Annotated in this window: 23 protein-coding genes and 1 tRNA gene; 11 read left to right on the top strand and 13 right to left on the bottom strand. The window is 67.9% G+C overall.

Annotation, left to right across the window (positions count from 1 at the left end):
- Positions 1-111 precede the first annotated feature (111 nt).
- Together AC3WRC_RS07420 and AC3WRC_RS07415 are read left to right on the top strand one after the other, a co-directional pair.
- Positions 112-552, top strand: a complete 441-nt coding sequence (locus AC3WRC_RS07420; RefSeq protein ID WP_017506264.1) for a DUF350 domain-containing protein — start codon at positions 112-114, stop codon at positions 550-552.
- Between the two features lie 12 nt (positions 553-564).
- Positions 565-1,398 carry a S1 family peptidase gene (locus tag AC3WRC_RS07415; protein WP_492303409.1) on the top strand — a complete coding sequence of 278 codons (834 nt, stop codon included), beginning with the start codon at positions 565-567 and terminating at the stop codon, positions 1,396-1,398.
- A 56-nt stretch (positions 1,399-1,454) separates the two neighbouring features.
- On the opposite strand, the gene AC3WRC_RS07410 is transcribed toward AC3WRC_RS07415, so the two are convergent.
- The gene (locus AC3WRC_RS07410; protein ID WP_492303408.1) at positions 1,455-4,319 is read right to left on the bottom strand and encodes a M16 family metallopeptidase; all 2,865 of its coding nucleotides are present in this window, start codon (positions 4,317-4,319) and stop codon (positions 1,455-1,457) included.
- Between the two features lie 247 nt (positions 4,320-4,566).
- Here AC3WRC_RS07410 and AC3WRC_RS07405 point away from each other — a divergent pair, with 247 nt between their 5' ends.
- Complete coding sequence (locus AC3WRC_RS07405; RefSeq protein ID WP_492303407.1) at positions 4,567-6,288, top strand: ATP-binding protein; 1,722 nt, start codon at positions 4,567-4,569, stop codon at positions 6,286-6,288.
- Here the strand turns inward: AC3WRC_RS07405 and AC3WRC_RS07400 are convergent.
- On the bottom strand, positions 6,285-7,154 hold the full coding sequence (locus AC3WRC_RS07400; protein WP_492303406.1) for an isoaspartyl peptidase/L-asparaginase family protein: 870 nt from the start codon (positions 7,152-7,154) through the stop codon (positions 6,285-6,287). The two genes, AC3WRC_RS07405 and AC3WRC_RS07400, sit on opposite strands and share 4 nt — an antisense overlap.
- A 99-nt stretch (positions 7,155-7,253) precedes the next feature.
- On the opposite strand from AC3WRC_RS07400, the gene AC3WRC_RS07395 reads away from it, so the two are divergent.
- Entirely contained in the window at positions 7,254-8,255 is a 1,002-nt protein-coding gene (locus AC3WRC_RS07395; protein ID WP_492303405.1) for an NADPH:quinone oxidoreductase family protein, read from the top strand.
- Position 8,256: 1 nt separating this feature from the next.
- Here AC3WRC_RS07395 and AC3WRC_RS07390 read toward each other — a convergent pair whose 3' ends face one another.
- A complete protein-coding gene (locus AC3WRC_RS07390; protein WP_055754271.1) occupies positions 8,257-8,655 on the bottom strand; it encodes a YkvA family protein in 399 nt (132 codons plus the stop codon).
- Between the two features lie 55 nt (positions 8,656-8,710).
- Between AC3WRC_RS07390 and AC3WRC_RS07385 the strand changes: the two genes are divergently transcribed.
- Positions 8,711-9,493 (top strand): SDR family NAD(P)-dependent oxidoreductase, encoded by a 783-nt coding sequence (locus tag AC3WRC_RS07385; protein WP_165114944.1) that lies wholly within the window; start codon positions 8,711-8,713, stop codon positions 9,491-9,493.
- A gap of 118 nt (positions 9,494-9,611) precedes the next feature.
- A tRNA-Gly gene (locus tag AC3WRC_RS07380) sits at positions 9,612-9,686 on the top strand.
- 74 nt (positions 9,687-9,760) lie between these two features.
- Here the strand turns inward: AC3WRC_RS07380 and AC3WRC_RS07375 are convergent.
- On the bottom strand, positions 9,761-10,225 hold the full coding sequence (locus AC3WRC_RS07375) for a DUF3429 domain-containing protein (protein WP_492303404.1): 465 nt from the start codon (positions 10,223-10,225) through the stop codon (positions 9,761-9,763).
- Positions 10,226-10,320: 95 nt separating this feature from the next.
- Between AC3WRC_RS07375 and AC3WRC_RS07370 the strand changes: the two genes are divergently transcribed.
- The 3 genes from AC3WRC_RS07370 to AC3WRC_RS07360 all read left to right on the top strand — a co-directional run bounded on the left by AC3WRC_RS07370 (position 10,321) and on the right by AC3WRC_RS07360 (position 13,050).
- Positions 10,321-10,677 carry a thiol-disulfide oxidoreductase DCC family protein gene (locus tag AC3WRC_RS07370; protein ID WP_492303403.1) on the top strand — a complete coding sequence of 119 codons (357 nt, stop codon included), beginning with the start codon at positions 10,321-10,323 and terminating at the stop codon, positions 10,675-10,677.
- Between the two features lie 12 nt (positions 10,678-10,689).
- Entirely contained in the window at positions 10,690-12,228 is a 1,539-nt protein-coding gene (locus AC3WRC_RS07365; RefSeq protein ID WP_492303402.1) for a cryptochrome/photolyase family protein, read from the top strand.
- A gap of 66 nt (positions 12,229-12,294) precedes the next feature.
- Positions 12,295-13,050 carry a M48 family metallopeptidase gene (locus tag AC3WRC_RS07360; RefSeq protein WP_492303401.1) on the top strand — a complete coding sequence of 252 codons (756 nt, stop codon included), beginning with the start codon at positions 12,295-12,297 and terminating at the stop codon, positions 13,048-13,050.
- On the opposite strand, the gene AC3WRC_RS07355 is transcribed toward AC3WRC_RS07360, so the two are convergent.
- The 6 genes from AC3WRC_RS07355 to ccmA are packed head-to-tail and all read right to left on the bottom strand — an operon-like array spanning position 13,051 to position 16,229.
- Positions 13,051-13,314: a hypothetical protein gene (locus tag AC3WRC_RS07355; protein WP_313446197.1), complete on the bottom strand. Its 264-nt coding sequence runs from the start codon at positions 13,312-13,314 to the stop codon at positions 13,051-13,053.
- Positions 13,315-13,359: 45 nt separating this feature from the next.
- Positions 13,360-13,920, bottom strand: a complete 561-nt coding sequence (locus AC3WRC_RS07350; RefSeq protein WP_017506276.1) for a DsbE family thiol:disulfide interchange protein — start codon at positions 13,918-13,920, stop codon at positions 13,360-13,362.
- The gene (gene ccmD / locus AC3WRC_RS07345; RefSeq protein ID WP_492303400.1) at positions 13,917-14,135 is read right to left on the bottom strand and encodes a heme exporter protein CcmD; all 219 of its coding nucleotides are present in this window, start codon (positions 14,133-14,135) and stop codon (positions 13,917-13,919) included. The genes AC3WRC_RS07350 and ccmD overlap by 4 nt, the downstream gene beginning before the upstream one ends.
- A 4-nt stretch (positions 14,136-14,139) precedes the next feature.
- The gene (locus AC3WRC_RS07340; RefSeq protein ID WP_492303399.1) at positions 14,140-14,859 is read right to left on the bottom strand and encodes a heme ABC transporter permease; all 720 of its coding nucleotides are present in this window, start codon (positions 14,857-14,859) and stop codon (positions 14,140-14,142) included.
- Positions 14,860-14,898: 39 nt separating this feature from the next.
- On the bottom strand, positions 14,899-15,609 hold the full coding sequence (gene ccmB / locus AC3WRC_RS07335) for a heme exporter protein CcmB (protein ID WP_492303398.1): 711 nt from the start codon (positions 15,607-15,609) through the stop codon (positions 14,899-14,901).
- A complete protein-coding gene (gene ccmA / locus AC3WRC_RS07330) occupies positions 15,606-16,229 on the bottom strand; it encodes a heme ABC exporter ATP-binding protein CcmA (RefSeq protein WP_492303397.1) in 624 nt (207 codons plus the stop codon). Before ccmA ends, ccmB begins: the two co-directional genes overlap by 4 nt.
- 208 nt (positions 16,230-16,437) lie before the next feature.
- Between ccmA and acnA the strand changes: the two genes are divergently transcribed.
- Positions 16,438-19,164, top strand: coding sequence for an aconitate hydratase AcnA (gene acnA / locus AC3WRC_RS07325; protein WP_492303396.1), 2,727 nt, complete (start codon positions 16,438-16,440; stop codon positions 19,162-19,164).
- Between the two features lie 78 nt (positions 19,165-19,242).
- On the opposite strand, the gene AC3WRC_RS07320 is transcribed toward acnA, so the two are convergent.
- From AC3WRC_RS07320 to AC3WRC_RS07310, 3 genes are all read right to left on the bottom strand, one after another.
- Positions 19,243-20,616, bottom strand: a complete 1,374-nt coding sequence (locus tag AC3WRC_RS07320; protein ID WP_492303395.1) for an NAD-dependent succinate-semialdehyde dehydrogenase — start codon at positions 20,614-20,616, stop codon at positions 19,243-19,245.
- Between the two features lie 93 nt (positions 20,617-20,709).
- Positions 20,710-20,961, bottom strand: coding sequence for a hypothetical protein (locus AC3WRC_RS07315; protein WP_055807296.1), 252 nt, complete (start codon positions 20,959-20,961; stop codon positions 20,710-20,712).
- 72 nt (positions 20,962-21,033) lie between these two features.
- Positions 21,034-21,933 carry a hydrogen peroxide-inducible genes activator gene (locus tag AC3WRC_RS07310; protein ID WP_492303394.1) on the bottom strand — a complete coding sequence of 300 codons (900 nt, stop codon included), beginning with the start codon at positions 21,931-21,933 and terminating at the stop codon, positions 21,034-21,036.
- A gap of 146 nt (positions 21,934-22,079) precedes the next feature.
- On the opposite strand from AC3WRC_RS07310, the gene katG reads away from it, so the two are divergent.
- The gene (gene katG, locus AC3WRC_RS07305; RefSeq protein WP_492303393.1) at positions 22,080-24,350 is read left to right on the top strand and encodes a catalase/peroxidase HPI; all 2,271 of its coding nucleotides are present in this window, start codon (positions 22,080-22,082) and stop codon (positions 24,348-24,350) included.
- Positions 24,351-24,393: the final 43 nt, after the last annotated feature.

Raw genomic sequence — 24,393 nt, 5'->3', positions numbered from 1 at the left:
TGCTCATGTCCTCTTTTGAGGAGAGGACACAACCTTCGGACACATAATGTCACGCAGTGTGTCCCCGGCGCGCTTGCGGATTGGGGCGACAATCGGGCAAGGCGTCTGGGCATGGACCCCTCCTTGTCGAATGTCCTTTCCAGCGCCGAGGTGCAGGCTTTCGCCTCGGGCTTCCCGGTCATGGTGATGCACCTGATCGTGACCCTGCTGCTGCTCGCGGCGGGGGCGACGGTCTATGCGCTGCTGACGCCGTGGAAGGAGGTCGCCCTGATCCGTCAAGGCAATGTCGCCGCCGCCATAGCCTTCGCCGGCATTCTGGTGGGATTGGCGGTGCCGCTGGCGGTGTCGCTGTCGGTGTCGACCTCGGTGCGCGACATCGCCATCTGGGGCGTGGCGACCGTGGTGCTGCAGCTTCTGGCCTTCCGGGTCGTGGACCTGCTGCTGACGGGCCTGCCAGAGCGGATCCGCCACGGCGAGATTTCGGCGGCGGTGGTGCTGCTGGGCGCTAAGCTGGCGACGGCCGTCATCCTGTCCGCCGCGCTGACCGGCTGATCGGCCGGAGCGATGCAGTTTCCCCGCCTGCCGGACTGGGCCATCTATGGAGCGGTGGCGGCCGTGTTTCTGGCGGTGTCTCTGGGGCGACGCGAGAACGCCGATGCGCCGCCGGTCGCTGAGGCCGGCGCTGATGTCGCCGAGGGCGCGCTGTTAGGCCCCATCACTCCCTTTGACGCCGCCGTAACCGTCGATGCGGGCGAGGCGCCGTTCAAGCCGTCGTCGGGCACGGCCTTCTCCATCGCAGGACGGGGGCGCTGGGTGACGGCGCGCCATGTCGTCGAGGGGTGCCGCAAGCCGGCGCTGGTGGTCGGCGAGGGGCGGGCGGTCGCGGCCGATGTCCGTCTGGCGCCGCGCGCCGACGTCGCCTTGCTGATCACCGACGGCGGGCCGGTGGCCTTGCCGGTCGCGGTCGAGGCGCCGCTGCGCAAGGGGCAGCGCGCCTTCCATCCGGGCTTTCCTCAGGGGCGTCCTGGCGAGGTGACGTCACGCCTGCTGGGACGCGAAACCCTCAAGGTCTTCGGGCGAGGGGCGCGCGACGAGCCGGTGCTGTCCTGGGCCGAGGTCGGGCGCACCAATGGGCTTGAGGGCACATTGTCGGGCCTGTCCGGCGCGCCGGCCCTGGATGCGCAGGGCCGCGTCGTGGGCGTCACCATCGCCGAGGCGCCGAGGCGGGGCCGGATCTATACGACGGCGCCCGAAACCTTCGGTCCGGCGATTCGTGGCGAGCAGACGCCGGCCGATGACGCGCGCGGTCAGGCCATTACGACCGAGGATTACGGCCAGGTGTCCAATCGGCTGAGGCGCGATCTGCGCGTGGCCCAAGTGGTGTGTCTGTCGGTCTAGCTTAAGAAAGGTGACGACCCGCCACGCAAAGGCGACGGGCCGTCGAGGTTTCAGTTCTACTTCAGCAAACCGCTGTTCAGGTTCAGGGCACCCGCCTCGATGACTTCGAGGTTGGGGTGTTGGGCGCGCAGATCGTCCAGGAACTTCGAGCCGTCACCGACGATGACCAGGCTGGCGCGGTTGACCGGCAGGTGTTCGGCGAAGGCGGCCTCGACCTGTTCCGGCGTGACGGCACGGACCCGACCGGCGTAGTCGGCCAGGTCGCTCATCGGCAGATCATAGAGCGCCAAGTTGGCGACCAGGGCGCCTAGGCCGTCCACCGTCTCCAGCGAGCGGCCGAAGCCGCCGATCAGGGTGGCGCGGCGCGGGGCCAGATCGGCCTGGGTCGGGGTCTCGGTTCCCAGCTTGGCGATCTCGGCCAGGATCAAATCGGCGACCTCGTCGGCGGTCTCGTTCTTGGTCTGGGTCGAGGCGGTGAACAGGCCCGCATCCGCCCGTGCGCCCAGTGACGACGAGGCGCCGTAGGACAGACCGCGCTTGATGCGGATTTCCTGGTTCAGGCGCGACGAGAAGCCGCCGCCCAACAGGGTGTTGCCGACCGTCAGCGGGAAGAAGTCCGCATCGGTGCGCGATACGCCGCGAACGGCGGCCAAGACCGCGGCCTGACCGGCGCCCGGCTGGTTCACCACGACGATGCGCGGAGCCAGGGGCTGACCGGCCGGGTTGGTCGCAGCAGCGGGGGCCGCGCCGGCCGGGCGCCAGTCGCCGAACGCCTGTTGCGCCAGGGCGCGGGCGGCGGCCGGCGTGATGTCGCCCGAGAAGACCAGGGTCGCGTCCGACGGCCGATAGCGGGCGGCGTGGAAGGCGGCGACGTCGGCCGCCGTGATGGCCGGAACCGTCTGCTGGGTGATCGTCGCGCCATAGGGGGCGTCGCCGTAGATGACGCGGCCGACCGTCATGCCGGCGATGGACGCCGGCTGGCTGAGGGCGACGCGCAGGCCGTCCAGGGTCTGGGCCTGCTGACGTTCAAGCTCTTCGCCGGCAAAGGTCGGGTTCTTCACCAGATCCGCCATCAGGGCGACGGTCGCCGGGAAGGCGTTCGACGGCGCGTTGGCGTAGACGTTCGAGAAATCGACCCCGGCCGATGCGCCCACGCTGGCGCCCAGTTGTTCGATCTGGGTGGCGATCTCGGGGGCCGTCTTCGTCTTGGTGCCTTGCGTCAGCAGGGCGGCGGTCATGGCGGCGACGCCGGCCTTGCCCGTCGGATCGTCGGACGAGCCGGCGTTGAAGCTGAGGCGGGCCGACACCAGCGGCACGCCGTCGGTCGGGGCGACCAGGACGCGCAGGCCGTTGTCGAGGCGGAAGTCGGCGACGGCGGGGGTGACGGGCGCGACCTCGGCGCCCGGCTGAGGCAGGGGTTTGCGTTCGGCCTCGGGCAGCAGGACGGCGGGCGGACCGGAGGGGGCCAGGTCGGCCACCTTGACCGGCGCGTCCACATTCATCTTCTGGACCGAGGCGGGGTGTTCGGCGTCGGCGGCCAGGAAGGTGATCGTCGACTGGCGTTGCGGCGTCAGATATTTGCGAGCCACGCGCTGGATGTCGGCCGTGGTTACGGCCTGGATCTGGGCCACTTCCTCGTCTGCGGCGGCGGCCGAGCCGGTGTTGATCAGCGAGAAGCCCAGGGCGGTGGCGCGGTCGTCCACCGTCTCGCGGCTGCGCAGCGTATTGGCGATGATCTCGTTCTTGGCCTCGGCCAGTTCGGCGGCGCTGACGGGCGTGTCGCGCAGCTTGCCGATCTCTTGGTTCAGGGCGGCGACGCCCTCCTCGGCCGTGTGGCCCTGGGCCATGATGGCGAGGGCGGACAGATTGCCGGCCTGCTGCGAGAAGTCGGGGGTCGAGCCGATCTGGGCCGCGATCTGCTTGTCATAGACAAGCGAGCGATACAGGCGGCTGGATTCGCCGGTGGACAGGATGCCGTCCAGAACGGTCAGGGCGGCGCGGTCGGCGTCAGCGTATTTCACCGTCGGCCAGGCGACGACGGCGGCCGGCAGCGGCACGTTCGGCGCATAATAGGTCACGTTGCGCGGACCCGTCGGCTCGGGCTCGACGACATTGTTGGTCGGGATCGGCGTGGTCGGATTCTTCAGCGGGCCGAAATACTGATCCACCCAGCGGTCCAGTTGAGCCTGGTCGAAGTTGCCGGCCACGATCAGATAGGCCGCGTCGGGGCGATAATAGGTGGCGTGGAAGCGGCGCACGTCCTCCAGAGACGAGGCCTCAAGCTCCTCGATCGAGCCGATGCCCGGGCGGCGATAGGGGCTGTCCTGATAGATGGTCTCGGGCACGAACAGGCCGAACAGACGACCATAGGGATTGGCCAGAATCCGCTGGCGGTATTCCTCCTTCACCACGTCGCGCTCGGCGACGAAGGTCGGCTCGTCCACGACCAGCGAACCCATGCGGTCGGCCTCGGCGAACAGCATCCGCTCAAGGTGGTTGGCGGGCACAGTCTCGAAATAGGCGGTGGTGTCGTCGGCGGTGAAGGCGTTGTTGGAGCCGCCCACGTCCTCGGTCAGCCGGTCGAAGGTCTCGGGCGGCAGGTTGGTGGTCGACTTGAACATCAGGTGTTCGAACAGGTGGGCGAAGCCCGAGCGGCCGGCCGGGTCGTCCTTGGAGCCGACCTTGTACCAGACCTGGACCGTGACGTTCGACGTGTCGGCGTCACGCGCCGAATAGACTTCCAGCCCGTTCGCGAGGACGCGTTTGGTGAAGCCCAGCGGGGGCACGGTCACGCCCTGCGGCGCCTGCCCTGTCGATTGAACGGCGGCTGCCGCGGGCGCGGCGCCCTCTGCGAAGGCGGGGGCGGCGAGGCCGAGAAGGAGGGCCGAGGCGGCAGCTGTGGCGATCAGGCGGGATTTCATGAGAGGCTCCGAAGCCCGGAACGCCGGGCGCCGAGACCGTATCAGCGATTGGGCATCTTGCACCTTACCGAGCTGTAATGAACCGGATAAGGCGCGGGTCGTTCATGGACAAACCCCCGACGGCGCTCTATTCGCCAAGAGGTCGCATCCCAGCGACCACCCAAGCCGAGGACGCGTGCCGAGACGAGCGAAAGCGACTTCTGTCTCCGACGAAAAGATCGCGGTCTGGGCCTTCGTCCTGCAAAATATGGTTACTCCGCCCGCCGTTCTCTACGGCAGTTGGGCTGCCGCCGGGCTGATCCTGGCGGCCCTCGGCCAGCCGTGGGTGGGGCTGGGGTTCGCCCTCGTCGGCATGGCGTTCGATGCCTGGGCGCAAGGGCGCGTCAGGCGCTACCAGAAGGCTGAGGCGCCCGTCGCGGGCTGGCCGCCGCTGCTGATGGCCATCGTGGCGATCCGCTTCGCCCTGGGGGTGTCCGGGCCGCTGATCGCCTGGCTGATGAATCCCCGCGTCGATGTGATGCTGGTGGTGGTGCTGATCCAGGTCTGGTCGATCGGTGTGGCCTTCGTTCAGTTCAGCGCGGCGCCTCGGCTGTTGGCGCTGGCGGCGGCGCCGATCTGCGCGACGGTGCTGGTCGTGATCTATCCCTCGCTGATGGGGCCGCACGGTCTGGCGGTGGCGGCGGCCTTCGTCATGCTGGCGACGATCCTGTTCATCATCTCGCGCGCGACCCACGCCCTGTGGTGCGACCTGTTCGCGGCGGACCAGCGCAACAAGGCGTTGCTGATAGACGTGCAGGCGGCGCATGAGGCGGCCGTGCTGGACCGCGACGCCGCCCGATGCGCGCGTCAGGAGGCGGACGAGGCCAATGCCGCCAAATCCCGCTTCCTGGCCAATATGAGCCATGAAATCCGCACCCCTCTGAACGGCGTCATCGGCATGGCGCAGATCATGGCGGGCGACGCGCTGGAGGGTCGGCAGAAGGCGCGACTGGAGATCCTGAACCGGTCGGCCCACACTCTGCTGGACCTGATCAACCAGATTCTGGACCTGTCGCGGATCGAGGAAGGGCGGCTGGAGATCGTACCGCAGCCCATCGATGCGGACGCCCTGGTGCACGAGGTCACTGAGACGCTGCGGCCCTTGGCCGAAAGCAAGGGCCTAGCCTTCCACGTCGTGTCGACGGGCCTGCGATGGGTCAGCGCCGATCCGGTCCGGCTGCGTCAAATCCTGTTCAACCTGCTGTCCAACGCCATTAAGTTCACGACACAGGGGCAGGTGGCGTTGGATGTCGCGCGCACGGACGCCGGAGTGGTGTTCAGGGTGTCGGACACCGGGCGGGGCATACCAGCGGACCAGATCAGGCAGCTCTTCACGCGCTTCGCCCAGATCGAGGCGGCGGCCGTCGACCGGCGTGACGGGGCCGGGTTGGGCCTGTCGATCGTGGCGACCCTGGTGGAGCTGATGGGCGGCCGGATCGAGGTGGAGAGCGAGGCGGGCGAAGGGGCGATCTTCGTCGTCACGCTGCCGCTGACGCCGGCGCAGCCCGTGAAGGCCGGCGAGGATGCGCCGGACGCCGAGCCAGAGCGGGCGCTGCGGGTGCTGGTCGCCGAGGACCATCCGGTCAATCAGCAGGTAATCCGGGGCCTTCTGGGCCAGGTCGGGATCGAGGTCGAGATCGTCGATGACGGTCTTCAGGCGGTCGAAGCGACGCAAACGCGCGACTGGGACCTGATCCTGATGGATGTGCAGATGCCGAACATGGACGGTCCGACGGCGACACGGACGATCCGGCAAGGCGAGGCCGACCAGGGGCTGGTCCGCACGCCGATCATCGCCCTGACGGCCAATGCGATGGTGGAGCAGGTCGAGGCCTATCTGGCGGCGGGCATGGACGCGGTGGTCAGCAAGCCCATCGACCTGAAGCTGCTGCTGACCACCATCTCCGACGTGATGTCCGCAAAGACCTAGTCGCGGAAGACCTGGACGCCGATCTCGCCGGCGGGCGTCAGCCAGGCGTGCTTCATGCCCTGGCTGTTGAAGGGGGCGGCGATGTTTCCGGCGGCGTCCAGGGCGATCATGCCGCCGTCGCCGCCCATGGATCCGATTTCGTCGATCACGGCCTGGGTCGCTTGGGCCAGGGTCTGGCCGGCGGCGACGCGCCAGGCGACCTGGGCGGAGGCGGCGACGCGGATGAAATATTCCCCCTGGCCGGTGCAGGAGGTCGCGGCGTGGGCGTCGGCCCAGGTTCCGGCGGCGGGGATCGGAGTGTCGCCGACGCGGCCCGGCATCTTGCCGAAGACGCCGGCGGTCGAGGTGGCGGCGGCGAGACGGCCCTGGCTGTCCAGCACGCAGGCGCCGACGGTGCCGTGGCTGAGGGTTCCGGGCGGATGGTTGTCCTCACCCTTGCCCGCGCCGGTGAACCAGGCGGCCTCGTCGGCGATGGGCTCCAGCCCCTGGTCGTGGGCGAACAGGGCCGCGCCCTCGCCCGCCAGCATGATATGCGGCGTCTTCTCCATCACCGCGCGCGCGGCGACGACGGGATTGCGGAACCCTTGCAGGGCGGCGACGGCGCCAGCGCGTTTGGTCGATCCGTCCATGATGCTGGCGTCCAGCTCATAGGCGCCGGCCAGATTGGGCGAGGCGCCCTTGCCCGCGACGTAGAGACCCGAATCCTCCAGCATGACGACGGCGGCGGTGGCGACATCCAAGGCGCTGTCGCCCGCGTCCAGCCGGACCTTCATGGCCTCGACCACCTCGCGCATGTGCACGACCTCGGCGTCGTAGTTGCGTTCGCGCCGGGCGCCGGCGCCGCCGTGGAGGATGAGGGCGGTCATGTCGTCTTCCTGAGCCTTGTCCTTATCGCCTCTTTCAAACGGGCGTGGCGCTCTTTAGCGTCGCGATGAAGGCCGCGCCATGTCGGCCAAGGAGGAAAGATGCGCGCTGTTCTGTCCAAGACGCCTGGTGGCCCCGAAACCCTGGTCGTGGAAGACGTGCTCGACCCGACGCCCAAGACGGGCGAGGTGATCATCGAGGTCAAGGCGGTGGGGATCAACTATCCCGACACCCTGATCATCGAGGACAAATACCAGTTCCGGCCCGAGCGGCCCTTCTCGCCGGGCGCCGAAGTCGCCGGCGTGGTCGAGGCGGTGGGCGAGGGCGTCAAGGGCGTGCGCAAGGGCGACCGGGTCATCGCCGTGCCGGGCTGGGGCGGGCTGGTCGAGCGGCTGGCGGTGCGGGCCGAGACGGTCATCCCCATCCCCGACGCCATGAGCTTCGAAGAAGCGGCGGCCCTGATCATGACCTATGGCACCAGCTACTATGCGCTGAAGGACCGGGCGCAGCTGAAGGCGGGCGAAACCCTCTTGGTGCTGGGTGCGGCCGGGGGCGTCGGCGCCGCCGCCGTCGAACTGGGCAAGGCTATGGGGGCCAAGGTGGTCGCCGCCGCCTCGACCAACGACAAGGTCGAGTTCGCGCTTGAACTGGGCGCCGACAATGGCCTGATCTATCCGTCGGGACCGATGGACAAGGCGGCGCAGAAGGCGTTGTCGGGTGAGTTCAAGCTCGCGACCGGCCGCGACGGCGCGGACGTCGTCTATGATGCCGTCGGCGGCGATTACGCCGACCCAGCGCTGCGGGCCATGGACTGGAATGGGCGTTATCTGGTGGTCGGCTTCCCGGCGGGCATTCCGTCCCTGCCGCTGAACCTGACGCTGCTGAAGTCGGTGTCGGTGATCGGCGTCTTCTGGGGCGCGGCGGTGATGCGCGATCCTAAGGCTCACGCCGCCAACATGGCCGAACTGATGCAGATGTACGCGGACGGTAAAATTAGGCCGCGCGTGTCAAAAACCTTCCCGCTGGAGAAGGCCGGCGAGGCGATCAAGGCCCTGGGCGACCGTCAGGCGCTTGGCAAGATCGTGGTGACGGTCGAGAGCTGAGCTATTTCGCCTTCAGCCGCTGCACCGCGTCCTCGGCCTGATCGCGGTGGCGGCGTTTGATGTTGGCGCCGACCAGGGCCAGCAGGGCGGTGATGACGGCCGCGTCGTCGGTATAGCCGATGCCCGCGAAGATGTCGGGAATGGCGTCCACCGGCATGACGAAATAGGCCAGGCCCGCGAAGATCATGCCCTTGGCCGCCATCGGCGTCTGCGGATCGCGCGCGGCGTACCAGGCGGCCAGGGCCTGGTCGGCAAAGGGAATGCGGGCGGCCGTGCGCTGGATCTTGGGCCAGAAGCCCTTGGCCACGCGGGCCTCGTTGATCTTCACCACCGACGGCACGAGCGCCTTCTTCGGGTCCAGGACATCCGACGGATCGGCGGGTTTGGCTTTGGCGGTCATGGCCGCTAAATCCTCAAACGAAACTCAGGTTCACGACAATATAGGAACGATCAGGATGAAACTCGACAACACCATCGCTGCAGTGGTCACCGGCGGCGCCTCGGGCCTGGGCGAAGGCACCGCGCGCGCCATCGCGGCGACGGGGGCGAAGGTCGCCCTGTTCGATCTGAACGCCGACAAGGGCGAGGCTGTCGCGGCTGAGATCGGGGGCGTCTTCTGCCAGGTGGACGTGACCGACGACGCCTCGGTCGCCGCCGCCTTCGAAAAGGCCCGCGCCGCCCACGGTCAGGAACGTCTGACCGTCAACTGCGCCGGCATCGCCACGGGCCAGAAGACCGTCTCGCGCAAGAAGGACACCGGCGAGATCAAGGCCCACGACATGGCCCAGTTCGAGCGCACCGTACGGGTCAATCTGTTCGGCACCTTCCGGGTCCTGTCGCAGTCGGCGGCGGGCATGGTGACCTTGGAGCCCATGGCGGACGGCGAGCGCGGCCTGATCGTCAACACCGCCTCCGTCGCGGCTCAGGACGGCCAGATCGGCCAAGCCGCCTATTCGGCGTCCAAGGGCGGCGTCTATGCGATGACCCTGCCGATCGCGCGCGATCTGGCTCAGGAAGGGGTGCGCTGCAACACCATCCTGCCCGGCATCATGTGGACGCCGATGATGGCCGGGATGGATCAGAAGATCCAGGACGCCCTGGCCGCCGCCATCCCCTTCCCCAGCCGCCTGGGCACGCCGGCCGACTATGCGTCGCTGGTGCTGGAACTGGCGCGAAACGTCTACATCAACGGCGAATGCATCCGTCTGGACGGCGCCATTCGCCTGGCGCCGCGCTGAGGCGCGGGGGGCGTGAGCGGGACTTGATCGCTTTTTGCAAATTCTCTCTTGCAGGACCGATCAACCCTCCGCTATACGCCCCCTCCTCGACGGGGAGCGCACCTAGCTCCTACGGAGTGCGGGCGTAGCTCAGTGGTAGAGCACAACCTTGCCAAGGTTGGGGTCGAGAGTTCGAATCTCTTCGCCCGCTCCAAGTCGAGACGAATAAAATCAGGGGCCTGTCGGTTGCGGCAGGCCCCGATTTTTTGCCCGCTGCCTGAGATGTTTTCAGATCAGTCCGGCGACGAGCGTCAGCATGCCCAGACCGATCGACAGCGGCGCCCGCAGCGCCAGCCAGCCCTTGGGCGTCAGACCGGCCGCCTTCAGCTTCAGATCGACCAGGACGCTGGCGGCGATGAAGACGCTTAGCACGACCAGCGACACGGCCGGGTCGGAACCCGTCGCCCAAACGACGCTGGTCGCCAGCGCGAGAAGCGAGGGCGCCACAGACGCGATCCAGACCCATTTCGGCGCCTTCAGGCCCGTCGCGGCCGCCAATCCCCACCAGACGCCGCCCAGGAAGCTGAAGATCAGGGCGGCGTAGGCGTAGGCCAGGCCGAGGGCGACGGTCTGCTGGTCAGCATCGCCTGCAAGAAGGACGACAACCGACGCCGCCTGGGGCAGCAGGCCGGCGAAACCCAGTATGCGGGCGAGCGGGGGCAAGCGATGTCGGCCGGTGGGTTCAATCGTCATCGGACACCTGTCGAGGCGGGTTGCGATCCAGACTGTAGAGGACGCCCGTATAGGATGGCGAGCCCGTTCGCCGTCGCCGAGAGCCTTCGACCCTCATGACCCCCTTGCGTGTCTGGTACGATGGCGGCTGTCCCCTGTGCCGACGCGAGATCGCCCTGATGCGGCGGCTGGATCGACGCGGTGCGATCCGCTTCGTCGATGTGTCGGACGGTCAAGCAAGCTGCCCGCTGGATCGGGAGACGCTGCTGGCGCGATTCCACGCGACGGAAAACGGAAGGCTGTTGTCGGGCGCGGCGGCCTTTGCGGCGATGTGGCGGGCGATTCCGCTGTTGCGCCCGCTGGGTCTGGCCGCACGCATCCCCTGGGTTCTTGCGGCGTTGGAGAGAGCGTACCGGGTGTTTCTGCGCCTGCGTCCTCGACTTCAGTCTCTCGCTCGCAAATGGGCCTGGTGATGGAAATAACGCATGTCCGTGCTTAGGCTGGTGCTGGGCGATCAGTTGTCGGACGACCTGTCGGCGCTGAAGGATCTGAACCCGGACGTCGACACGGTTCTGATGGCCGAGGTTCGCGACGAGGCGACCTATGTCCGGCATCACAAGCAGAAGCTGGCCCTGGTCTTCGCCGCCATGCGCAATCACGCCGAGCGGCTGAAGGAGCGGGGCGTCAACGTGCGCTATGTGCGGATCGACGATGCGGACAACAGCGGTTCTATCACCGGGGAACTGGCCCGGGCGCTGGACAACGGCGCCCATGAGGCGGTGGTGATGACCGAATGCGGCGAATGGCGGCTGGCCGAGCATCTGGCCGCCTTTGCGGAAGGGGCGGGGCTGCCGGTCGAGGTTCGCGAGGATCGCCGCTTGATCAGCAGCCACGACCGCTTTCGCCGGTGGGCCTCGGGCAAGTCGCAGCTGCGCATGGAGTTCTTCTATCGCGAGATGCGCCGCGCGACGGGCATCCTGATGGACGGCGATCAGCCGGAGGGCGGGCGCTGGAACTATGACGCCGAGAACCGCAAGAAGCTGGCCAAGGGCGTGACGCCGCCCGATCGCCTGCGCATCCCGCCCAACGCCGTGGCGCGCGAGGCGATGGCGGATGTGGAGCGGCTGTTCGGCGACCATTTCGGATCGCTGGACGGGTTCGGCTGGCCCACGACGGCGGAGGAGGCGGAAGCCTCGCTGAAGCACTTCTTGAAGGACGTCCTGCCGTCGTTCGGGGACTGGCAGGATGCGATGGCGGAAGGTCAGCCGTGGATGTGGCATGGGCTGATCTCGACCTCGATAAACCTGGGCCTGCTGGACCCGCTGGACGTCTGCAAGCGCGCCGAGGCGGTCTATCGGGCGGGCAGGGCGCCGCTGAATGCGGTCGAAGGTTTTATCCGGCAAATCCTGGGATGGCGCGAGTTCGTGCGCGGCATCTACTGGTTGAAGGCGCCGGAGTATCGGGCGCGCAACTTCCTGGATGCGGACCGCAAGCTGCCTTGGTTCTACTGGTCCGGTGAGACCGACATGGCCTGTGTCGCCGACGTGGTGAAGACCACGCGCGACAACGCCTATGCCCACCATATCCAACGGCTGATGGTGACCGGCAATCTGGCGCTGTTGCTGGGGGTGCATCCAGACGCGGTCGACGACTGGTATATGTGCGTCTACGCCGACGCCTATGAGTGGGTGGAGATGCCCAATACGCGGGGCATGGCCCTGTTCGCGGACGGCGGGATCGTCGGGTCCAAACCCTATGCGGCGTCGGGGGCCTATATCGACCGGATGAGCGACTATTGCGGGGCGTGTCGCTATGACGTGAAGAGCAAGAGCGGCGACGCGGCCTGCCCGTTCAATCGGCTGTACTGGGGCTTTCTGGAGCGCAATCGCGGCCGGCTGCGGGACAATGTGCGGCTGGCCATGCCCTATCGCACGCTGGAGAAGTTCGGAGAGGCCAAGCGCAAGGCCCTGGCGGCAGAGGCGGAGGCGTGCCGGACCCTGCTGGGCGCCACGCCGATCGATTGACGGTGGAACCTCAGGCGCAGCGCGACCATTTGCCTTGCTGTTTCGTCCTGCTCGAGAGGCCGCCCCGTGATCCTGCCCCGCCGTTCCGCCCTTGTCCTGGCCGCCGCCGTCGCGGCCTCGGTGCTGTCCGCCTGCGCCTATAACGAGGCCCTGGGCCGCAATCAGTTGCTGCTGGTGGACAACGCCGCCCTGTCGCAGCAATCGACGGCGGCCTGGCGCGAGGCTATCGCCAAGCCAGGCGTGATGACGACCGGCGCCCAGGTCGACCGAATCCGGCGCGTCGGCGACCGTCTGGTCCAGGCGGCGGGTCTGGGCGGTCGGACCTGGGACTATGCGGTGTTCACGGAGGCCAGCCCCAACGCCTTCGTCCTGCCGTCCGGCCAGATCGGCGTGACGACCAGCCTGTTGGCCCTGGTCCAGAACGACGACCAGCTGGCCAGCGTGATCGGTCACGAAATCGGGCACGTCGTCGCCAACCATGCGGCCGAGCGCGCCTCGAACCAGACGGTGACCAGCGTCGGTCTGGCGGCTGTCGGCGGGGCGGCGGGTCGATACGGAGATGCAGTGAACGCCTATGGCGGTCTGGCCGCCCAGTACGGCCTTCTGCTGCCCTATTCGCGGCGCGACGAGCTGGAGGCCGACCGTCTGGGCGTGGACTATATGGCCGGAGCCGGGTTCAAGCCGTCGCAGGCGGTGGCGCTATGGCGACTGATGGCGGCGCAGCGTCAGACCCAGACGCCGCAGTTCGCCTCGACCCACCCGTCGGATGCGACCCGGATCGAGGCGTTGCAGCAATATATCGCCAGCCGCGGCTGGAACTGATCAGACCCGGATGTCGAGATAGGAGCCGGGGCGCATGATCCGCGGCTCCTCGCGCTGGGCCGGGGCGGGGGGCGCCTCCACCGGCCGGGCCGGGTTGGCGGTTCGGATCGTGGACATGACGGCGGCGGCCGGGACCGGCGGCTTGGGCGCCGCAGTCTGCTCCATTGCAGCGCGGAAGAAGGCGGCCTGGGCGCTGCGGGCGCTCGGCAAATCAAGGCCCTGGGCGGGCGTGGTCAGCGGCAGGCCGGGACGAATCGCGCTCATGCCGACATGGTTAACGGAAACCCTCGAAAAAGGGTTAACGCGGCCTCACCGCTTGGTCGGTGCGGGACGAGGCGGGGCCTGCATGGAGGCGACCAGTCGGTCGATGTCGGCGTCGTCTAGCAGGGGGCCGGACTGTTTGGCGGTGATGCGCCCCATGGCGTCGACGGCGAAGGTCTCGGGCACGCCGGAGATGCCGAGGTCGAGGCCCGCACGACCCTCGCGGTCCACCAGCACCATCGAATAGGGATCGCCCAGTTCGTCGAGGAAGGCGCGAGTGGCGACCGGCTCGTCCTTGTAGGCGATGCCGACCACGGCGACGCCGCGCGCCTTCAGCGCCAGCAGCTTGGGATGTTCGATCCGGCACGGCGCGCACCAGGAGGCGAACACATTGACCAGCATGGGCCGACCGACGCCGGCGGTCTTCAGGTCCAGATTGCCCGGGCCCGCCTGGTCGCCCGACAGCAGGGGCAGGACTGTCTCGGGAATGGTCTGGCCGACCAGGGCGTCGGGCTTGAAAGCCGGATCGCGCTTCAGCGACCAGCCGACGAACAAGGCCGCCAGCGCCGCGAGGACCGCCAGCGGTATCAGGGCCAGCCAGCGGTTCATTTCTCTTGTCCTAACGCGCTTCGCGCTGCTTGAGGACGGTTGGAATCCGCCCCTTCTGACGAGGGCGTTTGCTCTGGCTCCAGTCGCGCCAGTTCGCGCTTCCATTTGCGGGAGGCGACGACGGCGCGGACGGTCAGGACGGTCAGCACCAAGGCGCTGACGCCCCAGGCGGGCCAGACGAAGGCGGCGTAAGGGGTCATGTCGAGGTCGAGCATGGCTTCAGGCCTCCTGAGCCAGACGGGCGCGCAGGGTCATGACGCGGCGGCGGCGGATCTCGGTGCGAATGGCGGTCAGCCACAGGGCCGCGAACAGCATCCCGTAGGCCGCCAGCATGGTCAGGAAGGGCGGCAGATAGACGGGGTCGAGGCCCGAGGAGCCAGGCGTCAGGAAGCTGGCGGGCTGATGCAGGGTGTTCCACCAATCGACCGAGAATTTCACGATCGGCAGATTGATGAGGCCGACCAAACCCAGGACGGCGGCGGCGCGCCCGGCCTTCTGCTCGTCGTCGATCGAGGCTCTCAGCGCCATATAGCCGAGGTAGAAGAGAAACAGCACCAGCACGCTGGTCAGGCGCGCGTCCCACACCCACCAGGTCCCCCACATCGGCTGGCCCCACAGCGAGCCGGTGAACAGGGCCAGGGCCGTGAAGGCGGCGCCCGGCAGAGCGGCGGCGCGGGCGGCGGCGTCGGCCAGGGCGTGGCGGAAGACCAAAGCAAAGAAGCTGGACACGCCCAGCGCCGCATAGGCGCCCAGGCCCAGGGTGGCGGCGGGGACATGGACGAACATGATCCGCACCGTGTCGCCCTGCTGATAATCGGCCGGAACGGTGAAGCTGAGCCAGGCGCCGACGCCCAGCAGCACGGCGGCGAGCCCCCACAGAGCGGGCGTCAACGGGCCGGTGAAGGCCATGAAACGCTGCGGATTGGACAGGCCGAACATCGGTTCAGCGCTTACGCAACGAATGGACGGCGGGCAAGCTCACCCTTGCGCGTTGCGAACGGCGGCGGCCCCGGCGAAGGGCGCGACGACGGCGGCGAACAGGACGTAGGCGCAGAGCAGAGCCAGCGCCGGGCCGATCGGCTGACCCGATCCGGCGCGTTCCAGGGCGCCGGCGCCGAAGACGACAGGGGGAATAAACAGCGGCAGGACGACCACGGCGATCAGCAGGCCGCCGCGTTTGGCGCTTAACGCAAGAGCGGCGCCCAGCGCCCCGGTGAAGGCGAAGCCCGCGCCGCCGATCAGGGCCGTCAGGGCGACGAGCGGCGTCAGCGACGCCGGCAGCCCCAGGGCCAGGGCGGCGACGGGCGCGGTCAGGGCGAGCGGCAGGCCGACGGCGATCCACTGGGCCAGGGCCTTGATCAGCACGACCTGCTCCAGCGACAGATGGCCGAGCGCCAGCAGGTCCAGGCCCCCGTCCTCCATGTCCCGCTCGAACAGCCGCTCCAGCGACAGCAGGGACGCCAGGGCCAGGGCCAGCCAGGCGACCCCGCCCGCGACCGGGCCGAGCGTGCGCGGATCGCCGCCGGCCGCCAACGGCAGGATGGCGGTTAGACAGGCGAAGAAGCCGCAGGCCAGCAACGGCCCGCCGCCCCCGCCCCACGCCAGGTCCAGCTCGCGTTCCAGCAGGACGCGCGTCGCGCCCCGCAGGCCGGGCGGGCGCGGTTCCTGATCGGCGTCGCGGCGGCTCATTTCAGGCTCCCCAGGTCGAGAGCGCGGGTAGGCAGGGGCAGGGGGTCGTGGACGGCCGCGACGATCAGGCCGTCGGCGTCGAGATGGCGCTTCATCTGTTCGGCGAAGGCCTCGCGCCAGCGGGCGTCCAGCGGGGCCATGGGCTCGTCCAGCAGCCACAGGGCGCGCGGCGATCCGACCAGCCGGCCCATGGCCAGGCGACGGCGCTGACCGGCGGACAGACGCCGGACCTCAAGGTCCATCAGGGGCTTCAGGCCGAAGGCCTCGACGGCGTGGTCGACGCCGTACTGGGTGTGACCTAGCCAGTCGCACTGAAACCCCAGCTCCTCGCGCGCGGTGCGGCCGCCCTTCAGCCCGTCCAGATGGCCGAGAAAATGGGTTTCGCGTCCACGCGCCTGTCGTTCGTCCAGCCGATTGCCGTCGCCGTCCTGGAAGGCGACCGTCCCGGCGTCGGGGCGCAGCAGGCCGGCGATCGCGCGCAGCAGGCTGGTCTTGCCCGCCCCGTTAGGGCCCGTCAGGGCCAGCACCTCGCCGGCGCGCAAGGTCAGGTTCAGACCGTCGAACAGTCGGCGCTCGCCGCGCGAGACGGTCAGGCCGGAGAGGGCGAGGGTGTGTATCATCGCGTTTCACCCGCCGCGCCAAATCTGCGAACCCTTCTCAATGTCCACGTCAGGGGTGTGGACACATGGACGGTGCGGCGTGGCGGGGCTATAGGCACGGTCGCCGCAGCAGGCTTTCGCCGCGCGCGCAGGGGCCCTGTGAGCCGCTGCGCCTGCCGCGCGAAGGCGCAACCGGATTGTCGGGCGGCGCTGACCAGAGGAACTCTCCATGCCGTCGATCGACAGCTTCAAGACCCGCCAGGACCTTTCCGTCGGGCGTAAGAAATACGCCTATTACAGCCTTCCCGCCGCCGAGGAAGCCGGTCTGACCGGGATTTCCCGCCTGCCGCGCTCGATGAAGGTGCTGCTGGAGAACCTGCTGCGCAACGAGGATGGCGTTTCCGTCACCGAAGACGACCTGAAGGCCGTCGCCGCCTGGGTTGAGAACAAGGGCTCGGTCGAGCACGAGATCGCCTTCCGGCCGGCCCGCGTTCTGATGCAGGACTTCACAGGCGTGCCCGCCGTGGTCGACCTGGCCGCCATGCGCGACGCCATGAGCGCCCTGGGCGCCGACGCCGCCAAGATCAATCCGCTGGTGCCGGTCGATCTGGTCATCGACCACTCCGTCATGGTCGACAACTTCGGCACGTCGAAAGCCTTCGGCCAGAACGTCGAGCGCGAATACGAGCGCAACATCGAACGCTACAACTTCCTGCGCTGGGGTTCGTCGGCCTTCAACAACTTCCGCGTCGTGCCGCCCGGTACCGGCATCTGCCACCAGGTGAACCTGGAGAACCTGGCCCAGACCGTCTGGACCCTGGACGAAGGCAAGAAGACCGTCGCCTATCCCGACACCGTCGTCGGCACCGACAGCCACACCACCATGATCAACGGCCTGGCCGTCTTGGGCTGGGGCGTCGGCGGCATCGAGGCCGAGGCGGCCATGCTGGGCCAGCCGATCCCGATGCTGATCCCCGAGGTCATCGGCTTCAAGCTGACGGGCGCGATGCCCGAAGGCACGACGGCGACCGACCTGGTGCTGACCGTCACCCAGATGCTGCGCAAGAAGGGCGTGGTCGGCAAGTTCGTCGAGTTCTTCGGCGACGCCCTGCCGAACATGACCATCGAGGACCAGGCGACCATCGCCAACATGGCTCCGGAATACGGCGCCACCTGCGGCTTCTTCCCCGTCTCGGCCGCCACCATCGGCTATCTGACCGCCACGGGCCGCGACAAGGCGCGCGTCGCCCTGGTCGAAGCCTACGCCAAGGCCCAGGGCCTGTGGATCGACGAGAATTCGGAAGACCCGGTCTTCACCGACGTGCTGGAACTGGACATCTCGACCGTCGTGCCGTCGCTGGCGGGTCCGAAGCGTCCGCAGGACCGCGTCGAACTGACCACCGCCGCTCCGGCGTTCGAAACCGCCCTAACCGACGTCTTCGCCCGTCCGTCCGACGCCGAGCGTGTCTCGGTGGATGGCCAGAAGTTCACCGTCGGCGACGGCGATGTGGTCATCGCGGCCATCACCTCCTGCACCAACACCTCAAACCCGTCGGTGCTGATCGCCGCCGGTCTGGTGGCGCGCAAGGCCAATGCGCTGGGCCTGAAGGCCAAGCCCTGGGTCAAGACCTCGCTGGCCCCCGGCTCGCAGGTCGTGACCGACTATCTGACCGACGCCGGTCTGCAGAAGGATCTGGACGCCCTGGGCTTCAACCTGGTCGGCTATGGCTGCACCACCTGCATCGGCAACTCGGGTCCGCTGGATCCGGCCATCTCCAAGGCAATCAACGACAACGCCCTTGTCGCGACCTCGGTCCTGTCGGGCAACCGCAACTTCGAAGGTCGCGTGAACCCCGACGTCCAGGCCAACTATCTGGCCTCGCCGCCGCTGGTCGTGGCCTACGCCATCGCCGGCTCGATGCGGATCGACATCACCAAGGATCCGATCGGTCAGGACAAGAAGGGCAACGATGTCTTCCTGAAGGACGTCTGGCCGACCACGCAGGAAATCGCCGACATCCAGCGCAAGTCCGTCACCCCGGCCATGTTCGCCAAACGCTACAAGGACGTGTTCAAGGGCGACAAGCACTGGCAGGCCATCAAGGTCACCGGCGGTCAGACCTATGAGTGGGACGACAGCTCGACCTACGTCGCCAACCCGCCCTATTTCGACGGCCTGTCGATGGACCTGACCCCGGTTCAGGACGTGGTCGAGGCCCGCGTTCTGGCCATCTTCGGCGACTCGATCACCACCGACCACATCAGCCCGGCCGGTTCGATCAAGAAGACCTCGCCCGCCGGCGTCTATCTGACCAACCACGGCGTCGAGGCGGCCGAGTTCAACAGCTACGGCGCCCGTCGCGGCAACCACGAAGTCATGATGCGCGGCACCTTCGCCAACATCCGCATCAAGAACCGCATCACGCCGGAGATCGAAGGCGGCGTGACCAAGCACTTCCCGTCGAACGACACCATGTCGATCTATGACGCCGCCATGCGGTATCAGTCGGAAGGCCGGCCGCTGGTCGTCTTCGCCGGCAAGGAATACGGCACCGGCTCGTCGCGCGACTGGGCGGCGAAGGGCACGCGTCTGTTGGGCGTTCGCGCCGTCATCGCCGAAAGCTTCGAGCGCATCCACCGCTCCAACCTGGTCGGCATGGGCGTCGTGCCGCTGCAGTTCAAGCAGGACGGTTGGCTGAAGCTGGGCCTGACGGGCGAAGAGATCGTCACGATCCGCGGCTTGTCGGACGCCAACATCGGCAAGCTGAAGCCGCGTCAGGACCTGTGGGTCGAGCTGTTCCGCCCGTCGGACGGTAAGATGGCCCGCTTCCCGGTCCGCTGCCGCATCGATAACCAGACCGAGCTGGACTATCTGCTGGCCGGCGGCGTCATGCCCTATGTGCTGCGCAACCTGGCGCGCGGTCCGGAAACCGAAGCGCCGATCGCCGCCGAATAGGTCGCGGTTCGCCCAGACAAGAAAAGAGGGCCGGCGGAGCGATCCGCCGGCCCTTTTCCGTTTGCCGAAAGGCGGTGGTCAGTCGGCGCTGACGACCACCAGCTTGCGGTTCACGAACTCCTTGATGCCGACGTCGCCCAGCTCGCGGCCGAAGCCCGAGCGTTTGACGCCGCCGAACGGCAGTTCGGGCATGGAGGTCGTGGTGGTGTTGATGAAGACCATGCCGGTTTCGATCCGCGAGGCCAGTTTGCGGGCGCGCGCCGTGTCGCCCGAGAAGATCGAGCCGCCCAGGCCGAAGTGGGAATCGTTGGCCAAGGCCACGACCGCATCGTCATCCTCGACGACGAAGACCTGGGCCACCGGGCCGAAGAACTCCTGATAGAAGGCCGGGTTGTCGCGCGCGACGTCCGTCAGGACGGTCGGCTCATAGAAGAAGCCGGTGCGGTCGGCGGGCTTGCCGCCGGTCAGCGCCTTGGCGCCGTGCTGGATCGCCTCTTCCACCTGTTTGGTCAGGGTCTTCAGCGCATCCTCGGACGACAGCGGACCCAGGTCGGTGGCCTCGTCCAGCGGATCGCCCATGACGGCCGTCTTCATGCCTTCGACGAAACCGGTGGTGAAGGCGTCGGCGACCGACTTCTGGACGATGAAGCGTTTGGAGCCGGTGCAGACCTGACCGGCGTTGGACAGGCGGCCTTCGACGCCCGCCGCGACCGCCTTTTCGATGTCGGCGTCGTCCAGCACCACGAAGACGTCGCTGCCGCCCAGTTCCAGCGTGGACTTCTTCAGCATTTCCGAGGCGCGGGCCGAGACCTTGGCTCCGGCGCCCTCGGAACCCGTCAGGGCCACGCCCTGGATGCGGTCGTCGCCGATCAGTTCGGCGACCTTGTCGGAGGAGATGTAGAGGTTGGCGACGAACCCTTCGGGCGCACCGGCCTCGCGCACCAGTTCGGCGAAGCGGGCGGCGCAGCGGGGCACGATGCCCGCGTGCTTGTAGAGGACCGGATTGCCGACCGCGATGGCGGGGGCGACGACGCGGATCAGCTGATAGATGGGGAAGTTCCACGGCTCGACCGCCAGCAGCACGCCGATCGGATGAAATTCGACCCAGGCTTCGCCCAGTTCGCTGTCAATCTTTTCGGGCTTGAGGAAATCGGCGGCCTTTTCGGCGTAGTAGGCGGCGATGCCGGCGCACAGATCGATCTCGCCCTGCCCCTGAGCCAGGGGCTTGCCCATCTCCTCGGCCATGGTGCGGGCCAGGTCGTCGCGGTTTTCGGTCAGCAGGCCCGACAAGGATTTCAGGACGGCGAGGCGCGGCTGGATGTCGCCCTTCGACCAATCCGAATGGAACAGGCCGTCGGCCTTGGCCAGAGCGGCCTCGACGGCGTCGTTGGTGTGTTCCGGATAGTCCTCGACAAGTTGTTCGGTGAAGGGATTGAGGGTGCGATAGGCCATGGAGCGTCCTGAAGCTTCGGTCGGACGCCCGGGGCGGCGCCGATCCGTTGTCAGGAAAGCAAACGCGACCTGTCGGGGCGGGTTGCCTTGCCCTCAGTCCGGATCGCTGAACGGCGGCGGGAGTTGGCCGGACTTGAAGAGGATGGTGGGCTCTTCGTCGTAATCGCCCATTTCGGTGTCGGCCGAGACGGCGAAGGCGACGACGCCAAGACGCAACGGCGCCAGCCGTTCGGCCTTGCGACGCGCCTCTTCGGCGTCTTTGCAGCCGACCTGGGGTTCTGCGCGCAGGGCCTTGCCCCGGCCCTGGACGTAGGCCTGGACGATATAGACGGTTTCGGTTGCCATCCGCTTCCAAGCGACCTGTTCGGCGCTCAGGTCAATCGATCAGTCGAGTGTCAGCCCAGTTTCATTCAAGCTTCACTCTAGCTTCAGGGCCTCGGCCAGCAGCCGGGCCTCGGCGGCGCGGCTGGAGCCGGCGCGCCAGGCGACGACGATCTCGCGATGGGGCGGGGCGCCGTCGGCCTGGTTTTCGAAGGCGCGAACGGCGACGGAGGGGTTGTCGGCCAGACCGGCTTGCACCGCCATCTTCGGCAGGAAGGAAACGCCGAGGCCCGAGCCGACCATCTGAACTAGGGTGTGCAGGCTGGTGGCCGCAAAGACGTCGTCGCCGCGCGGGGCCTCGATGTCCAAGGCCGCCAGGGCGTGGTCGCGCAGGCAATGGCCGTCTTCCAGCAGGATCAGATCCTCGGCCCGCAGCGAGCCGGGGCGGATGGGGCCGGGCGCGGCCAAGGCATGGTCGGCGGGGGCGGCGGCCATGATTTCGTCATCGCCGATGCGGGCGTGGGCGATGCCCGGCGCGTCATAGGGCAGGGCGATGACCGCCGCGTCGATCTGACCTGCCTTCAGCGCCGCGATCAGCCGGGGCGTCAGATCCTCGCGGATAAACAGCTTCAGGCTGGGATAGGCGGCCTTCACCGACGGGAGCTTGGCCGGCAGCAGGAAGGGAGCGACGGTGGGGATGACGCCCAGGCGGAATCGGCCGGACAGCAGACGCCCGGCGTTCTTGGCCGCCTCGACCAGATCCTCGGTGCGGGCCAGGACGTCCTCGGCGCGGCGAACGGCCTCCGCCCCAACGGCGGTCATGATCACGGCGCCGCGCGCGCGTTCGACCACCGGCGCGCCCAGGATGCGCTCAAGCTCCTGCACCCCGGCGCTGAGGGCGGGTTGGCTGACGTGGGCGGCCTCGGCGGCGCGCGAGAAGCTGCCGTGTTCGGCCAGGAGCTTGAGATACTGGAGCTGACGCAACGTGGGGAGCATGGAAGGGAAATAGGCCTGTCCTATGCTGACGCCAAGGATAATCGATTGGCTTTATCTGTTTGACCCGTGTCGTATGACCCCATCATCTACAGGGCGATGCAAAAATCGCTCGCCGTCGTGCGCCAGTGCAGCAGGGAGAAAACACCATGACCGACGAAGCCAAATGCCCCTTTTCCGGCCGGACGTCCCGATCGGTCGCAGGCGGCGGCGTTCAGAACCGCGATTGGTGGCCCAATCAGCTGCGGGTCGATCTGCTGAACCAGCATTCGACCAAGTCCGATCCGCTGGGCGAGTCATTCGACTACCGCGAGGCCTTTTCCAAGCTGGACTATGAGGCGCTGAAGGCGGATTTGCGCGCGCTCATGACGGACTCCAAGGATTGGTGGCCGGCGGACTTCGGCCATTATGGCCCGCAGTTCATCCGCATGGCCTGGCACAGCGCCGGCACCTATCGCGTCGGCGATGGTCGGGGCGGCGGCGGGCGTGGCCAGCAGCGGTTCGCCCCGCTGAACTCCTGGCCCGACAACGTCAATATCGACAAGTCGCGTCGCCTGCTGTGGCCCATCAAACAGAAGTACGGCCAGGCCATCTCTTGGGCAGATCTGATGATCCTGACCGGAAACGTCGCGCTGGAGACGATGGGTTTCCGCACCTTCGGCTTCTCGGGCGGCCGCGCTGATACCTGGGAGCCAGATCAGGACGTCTATTGGGGTCGCGAGACGACCTGGCTGGGTGGCGACGAGCGCTATGCCCACGGCTCGGACGGTGTTGTGAAGCCGGGCGACGAGGCCGTGCTGGTCAGCGATGACAATGCGGACGGCGACAAGCATTCCCGCGATCTGGAGAACCCGCTGGCCGCCGTGCAGATGGGCCTGATCTACGTCAATCCGGAGGGGCCGGACGGCAATCCCGATCCGATCGCGGCGGCGCGCGACATCCGCGACACCTTCGCCCGGATGGCGATGAACGACGAGGAGACGGTCGCCCTGATCGCGGGCGGCCACACCTTCGGCAAGACGCACGGCGCCGGTCCGGCCGACCATGTCGGGGCCGAGCCCGAGGCCGACGGGCTTGAGGCGCAGGGCCTGGGCTGGGCGTCCAGCTTCGGCAGCGGCCACGGAGGCGACGCGATCACCAGCGGCCTGGAAGTCACCTGGACCCAGACGCCGGCCCAGTGGAGCAACTTCTATTTCGAAAACCTGTTCGGCTTCGAATGGGAGCTGGAGAAGTCTCCGGCGGGGGCGCATCAGTGGGTGGCCAAAGACGCGGGCGAGATCATCCCCGACGCCCACGATCCGTCGAAGAAGAAGCGGCCGACCATGCTGACGACCGACCTGTCGATGCGGTTCGACCCGGCCTATGAGGCGATCTCCCGCCGCTTCCTGAACGATCCGCAGGCCTTTGCCGACGCCTTTGCGCGGGCCTGGTTCAAGCTGACGCACCGCGATCTGGGGCCGCGTTCGCGCTACATCGGGCCGGAAGTCCCGAGCGACGTTCTGTTGTGGCAGGATCCCGTGCCGGAGGTGGATCATCCGCTGATCGATGCGACGGACGCGGCGGGTCTGAAGGCCAAGGTGCTGGAGGCTGGCCTGAGCGTGTCGGAACTGGTCGGCACGGCCTGGGCCTCGGCCTCGACCTTCCGGGGCGGGGACAAGCGGGGCGGGGCCAATGGCGCCCGCATTCGCCTGGCGCCGCAGAAGGATTGGGCCGTCAACCAGCCCGAGCAGCTGGACCGGGTGTTGAAGACGCTGGAGCGTATCCAGTTCGAGTTCAACCAGGCGCAGACGGGGGGCAAGACCGTCTCTCTGGCCGACCTGATCGTGCTGGCCGGCAATGCGGGCGTCGAACAGGCGGCCAAGGCGGGCGGTCATGAGGCCAGCGTGCCCTTCACGCCGGGTCGCACCGACGCCAGCGCGGCGCAGACGGATGTCGAATCCTTCGGCTATCTGGAGCCGGTCGCCGACGGGTTCCGCAACTTCCAAAAGGCCCGCTATGCCGTGCCGGCCGAGTCGCTGCTGATCGATCAGGCGCAGCGGCTGACGCTGACGGCGCCGGAGATGACGGTGCTGATCGGCGGCCTGCGGGCCATCAACATCAATACGGGCGGAGCGACGCACGGCGTGCTGACCGAGCGGCCGGGCGTGCTGTCCAACGACGTGTTCGTCAACCTGCTGGACATGGACGTGAAGTGGACGGCGACCACGGACGCCAAGGACGTGTTCGAGGGCCGCGATCGCAAGACGGGCGAAGCGAAGTGGACCGGCACGCGTGTCGATCTGGTGTTCGGCTCCAACGCCGTACTGCGCGCACTGGCCGAGGTCTATGCCGGGGCTGATGCCGAAGGAAAGTTCGTCTCTGACTTCGTGGCGGCCTGGACCAAGGTGATGGAGCTGGACCGGTTCGACCTGCACGGCTGAGCCGGGGCAGAGGGTGGAAAGAAGAGGGCCGGGCGCGTCGCAG

The sequence above is a fragment of the Brevundimonas sp. EU05-FHT14B07 genome (genome assembly GCF_058790795.1).
The sequence above is the reverse complement of the archived record's forward strand: the minus strand, read 5'-3'. Positions and strand labels throughout refer to the sequence as shown.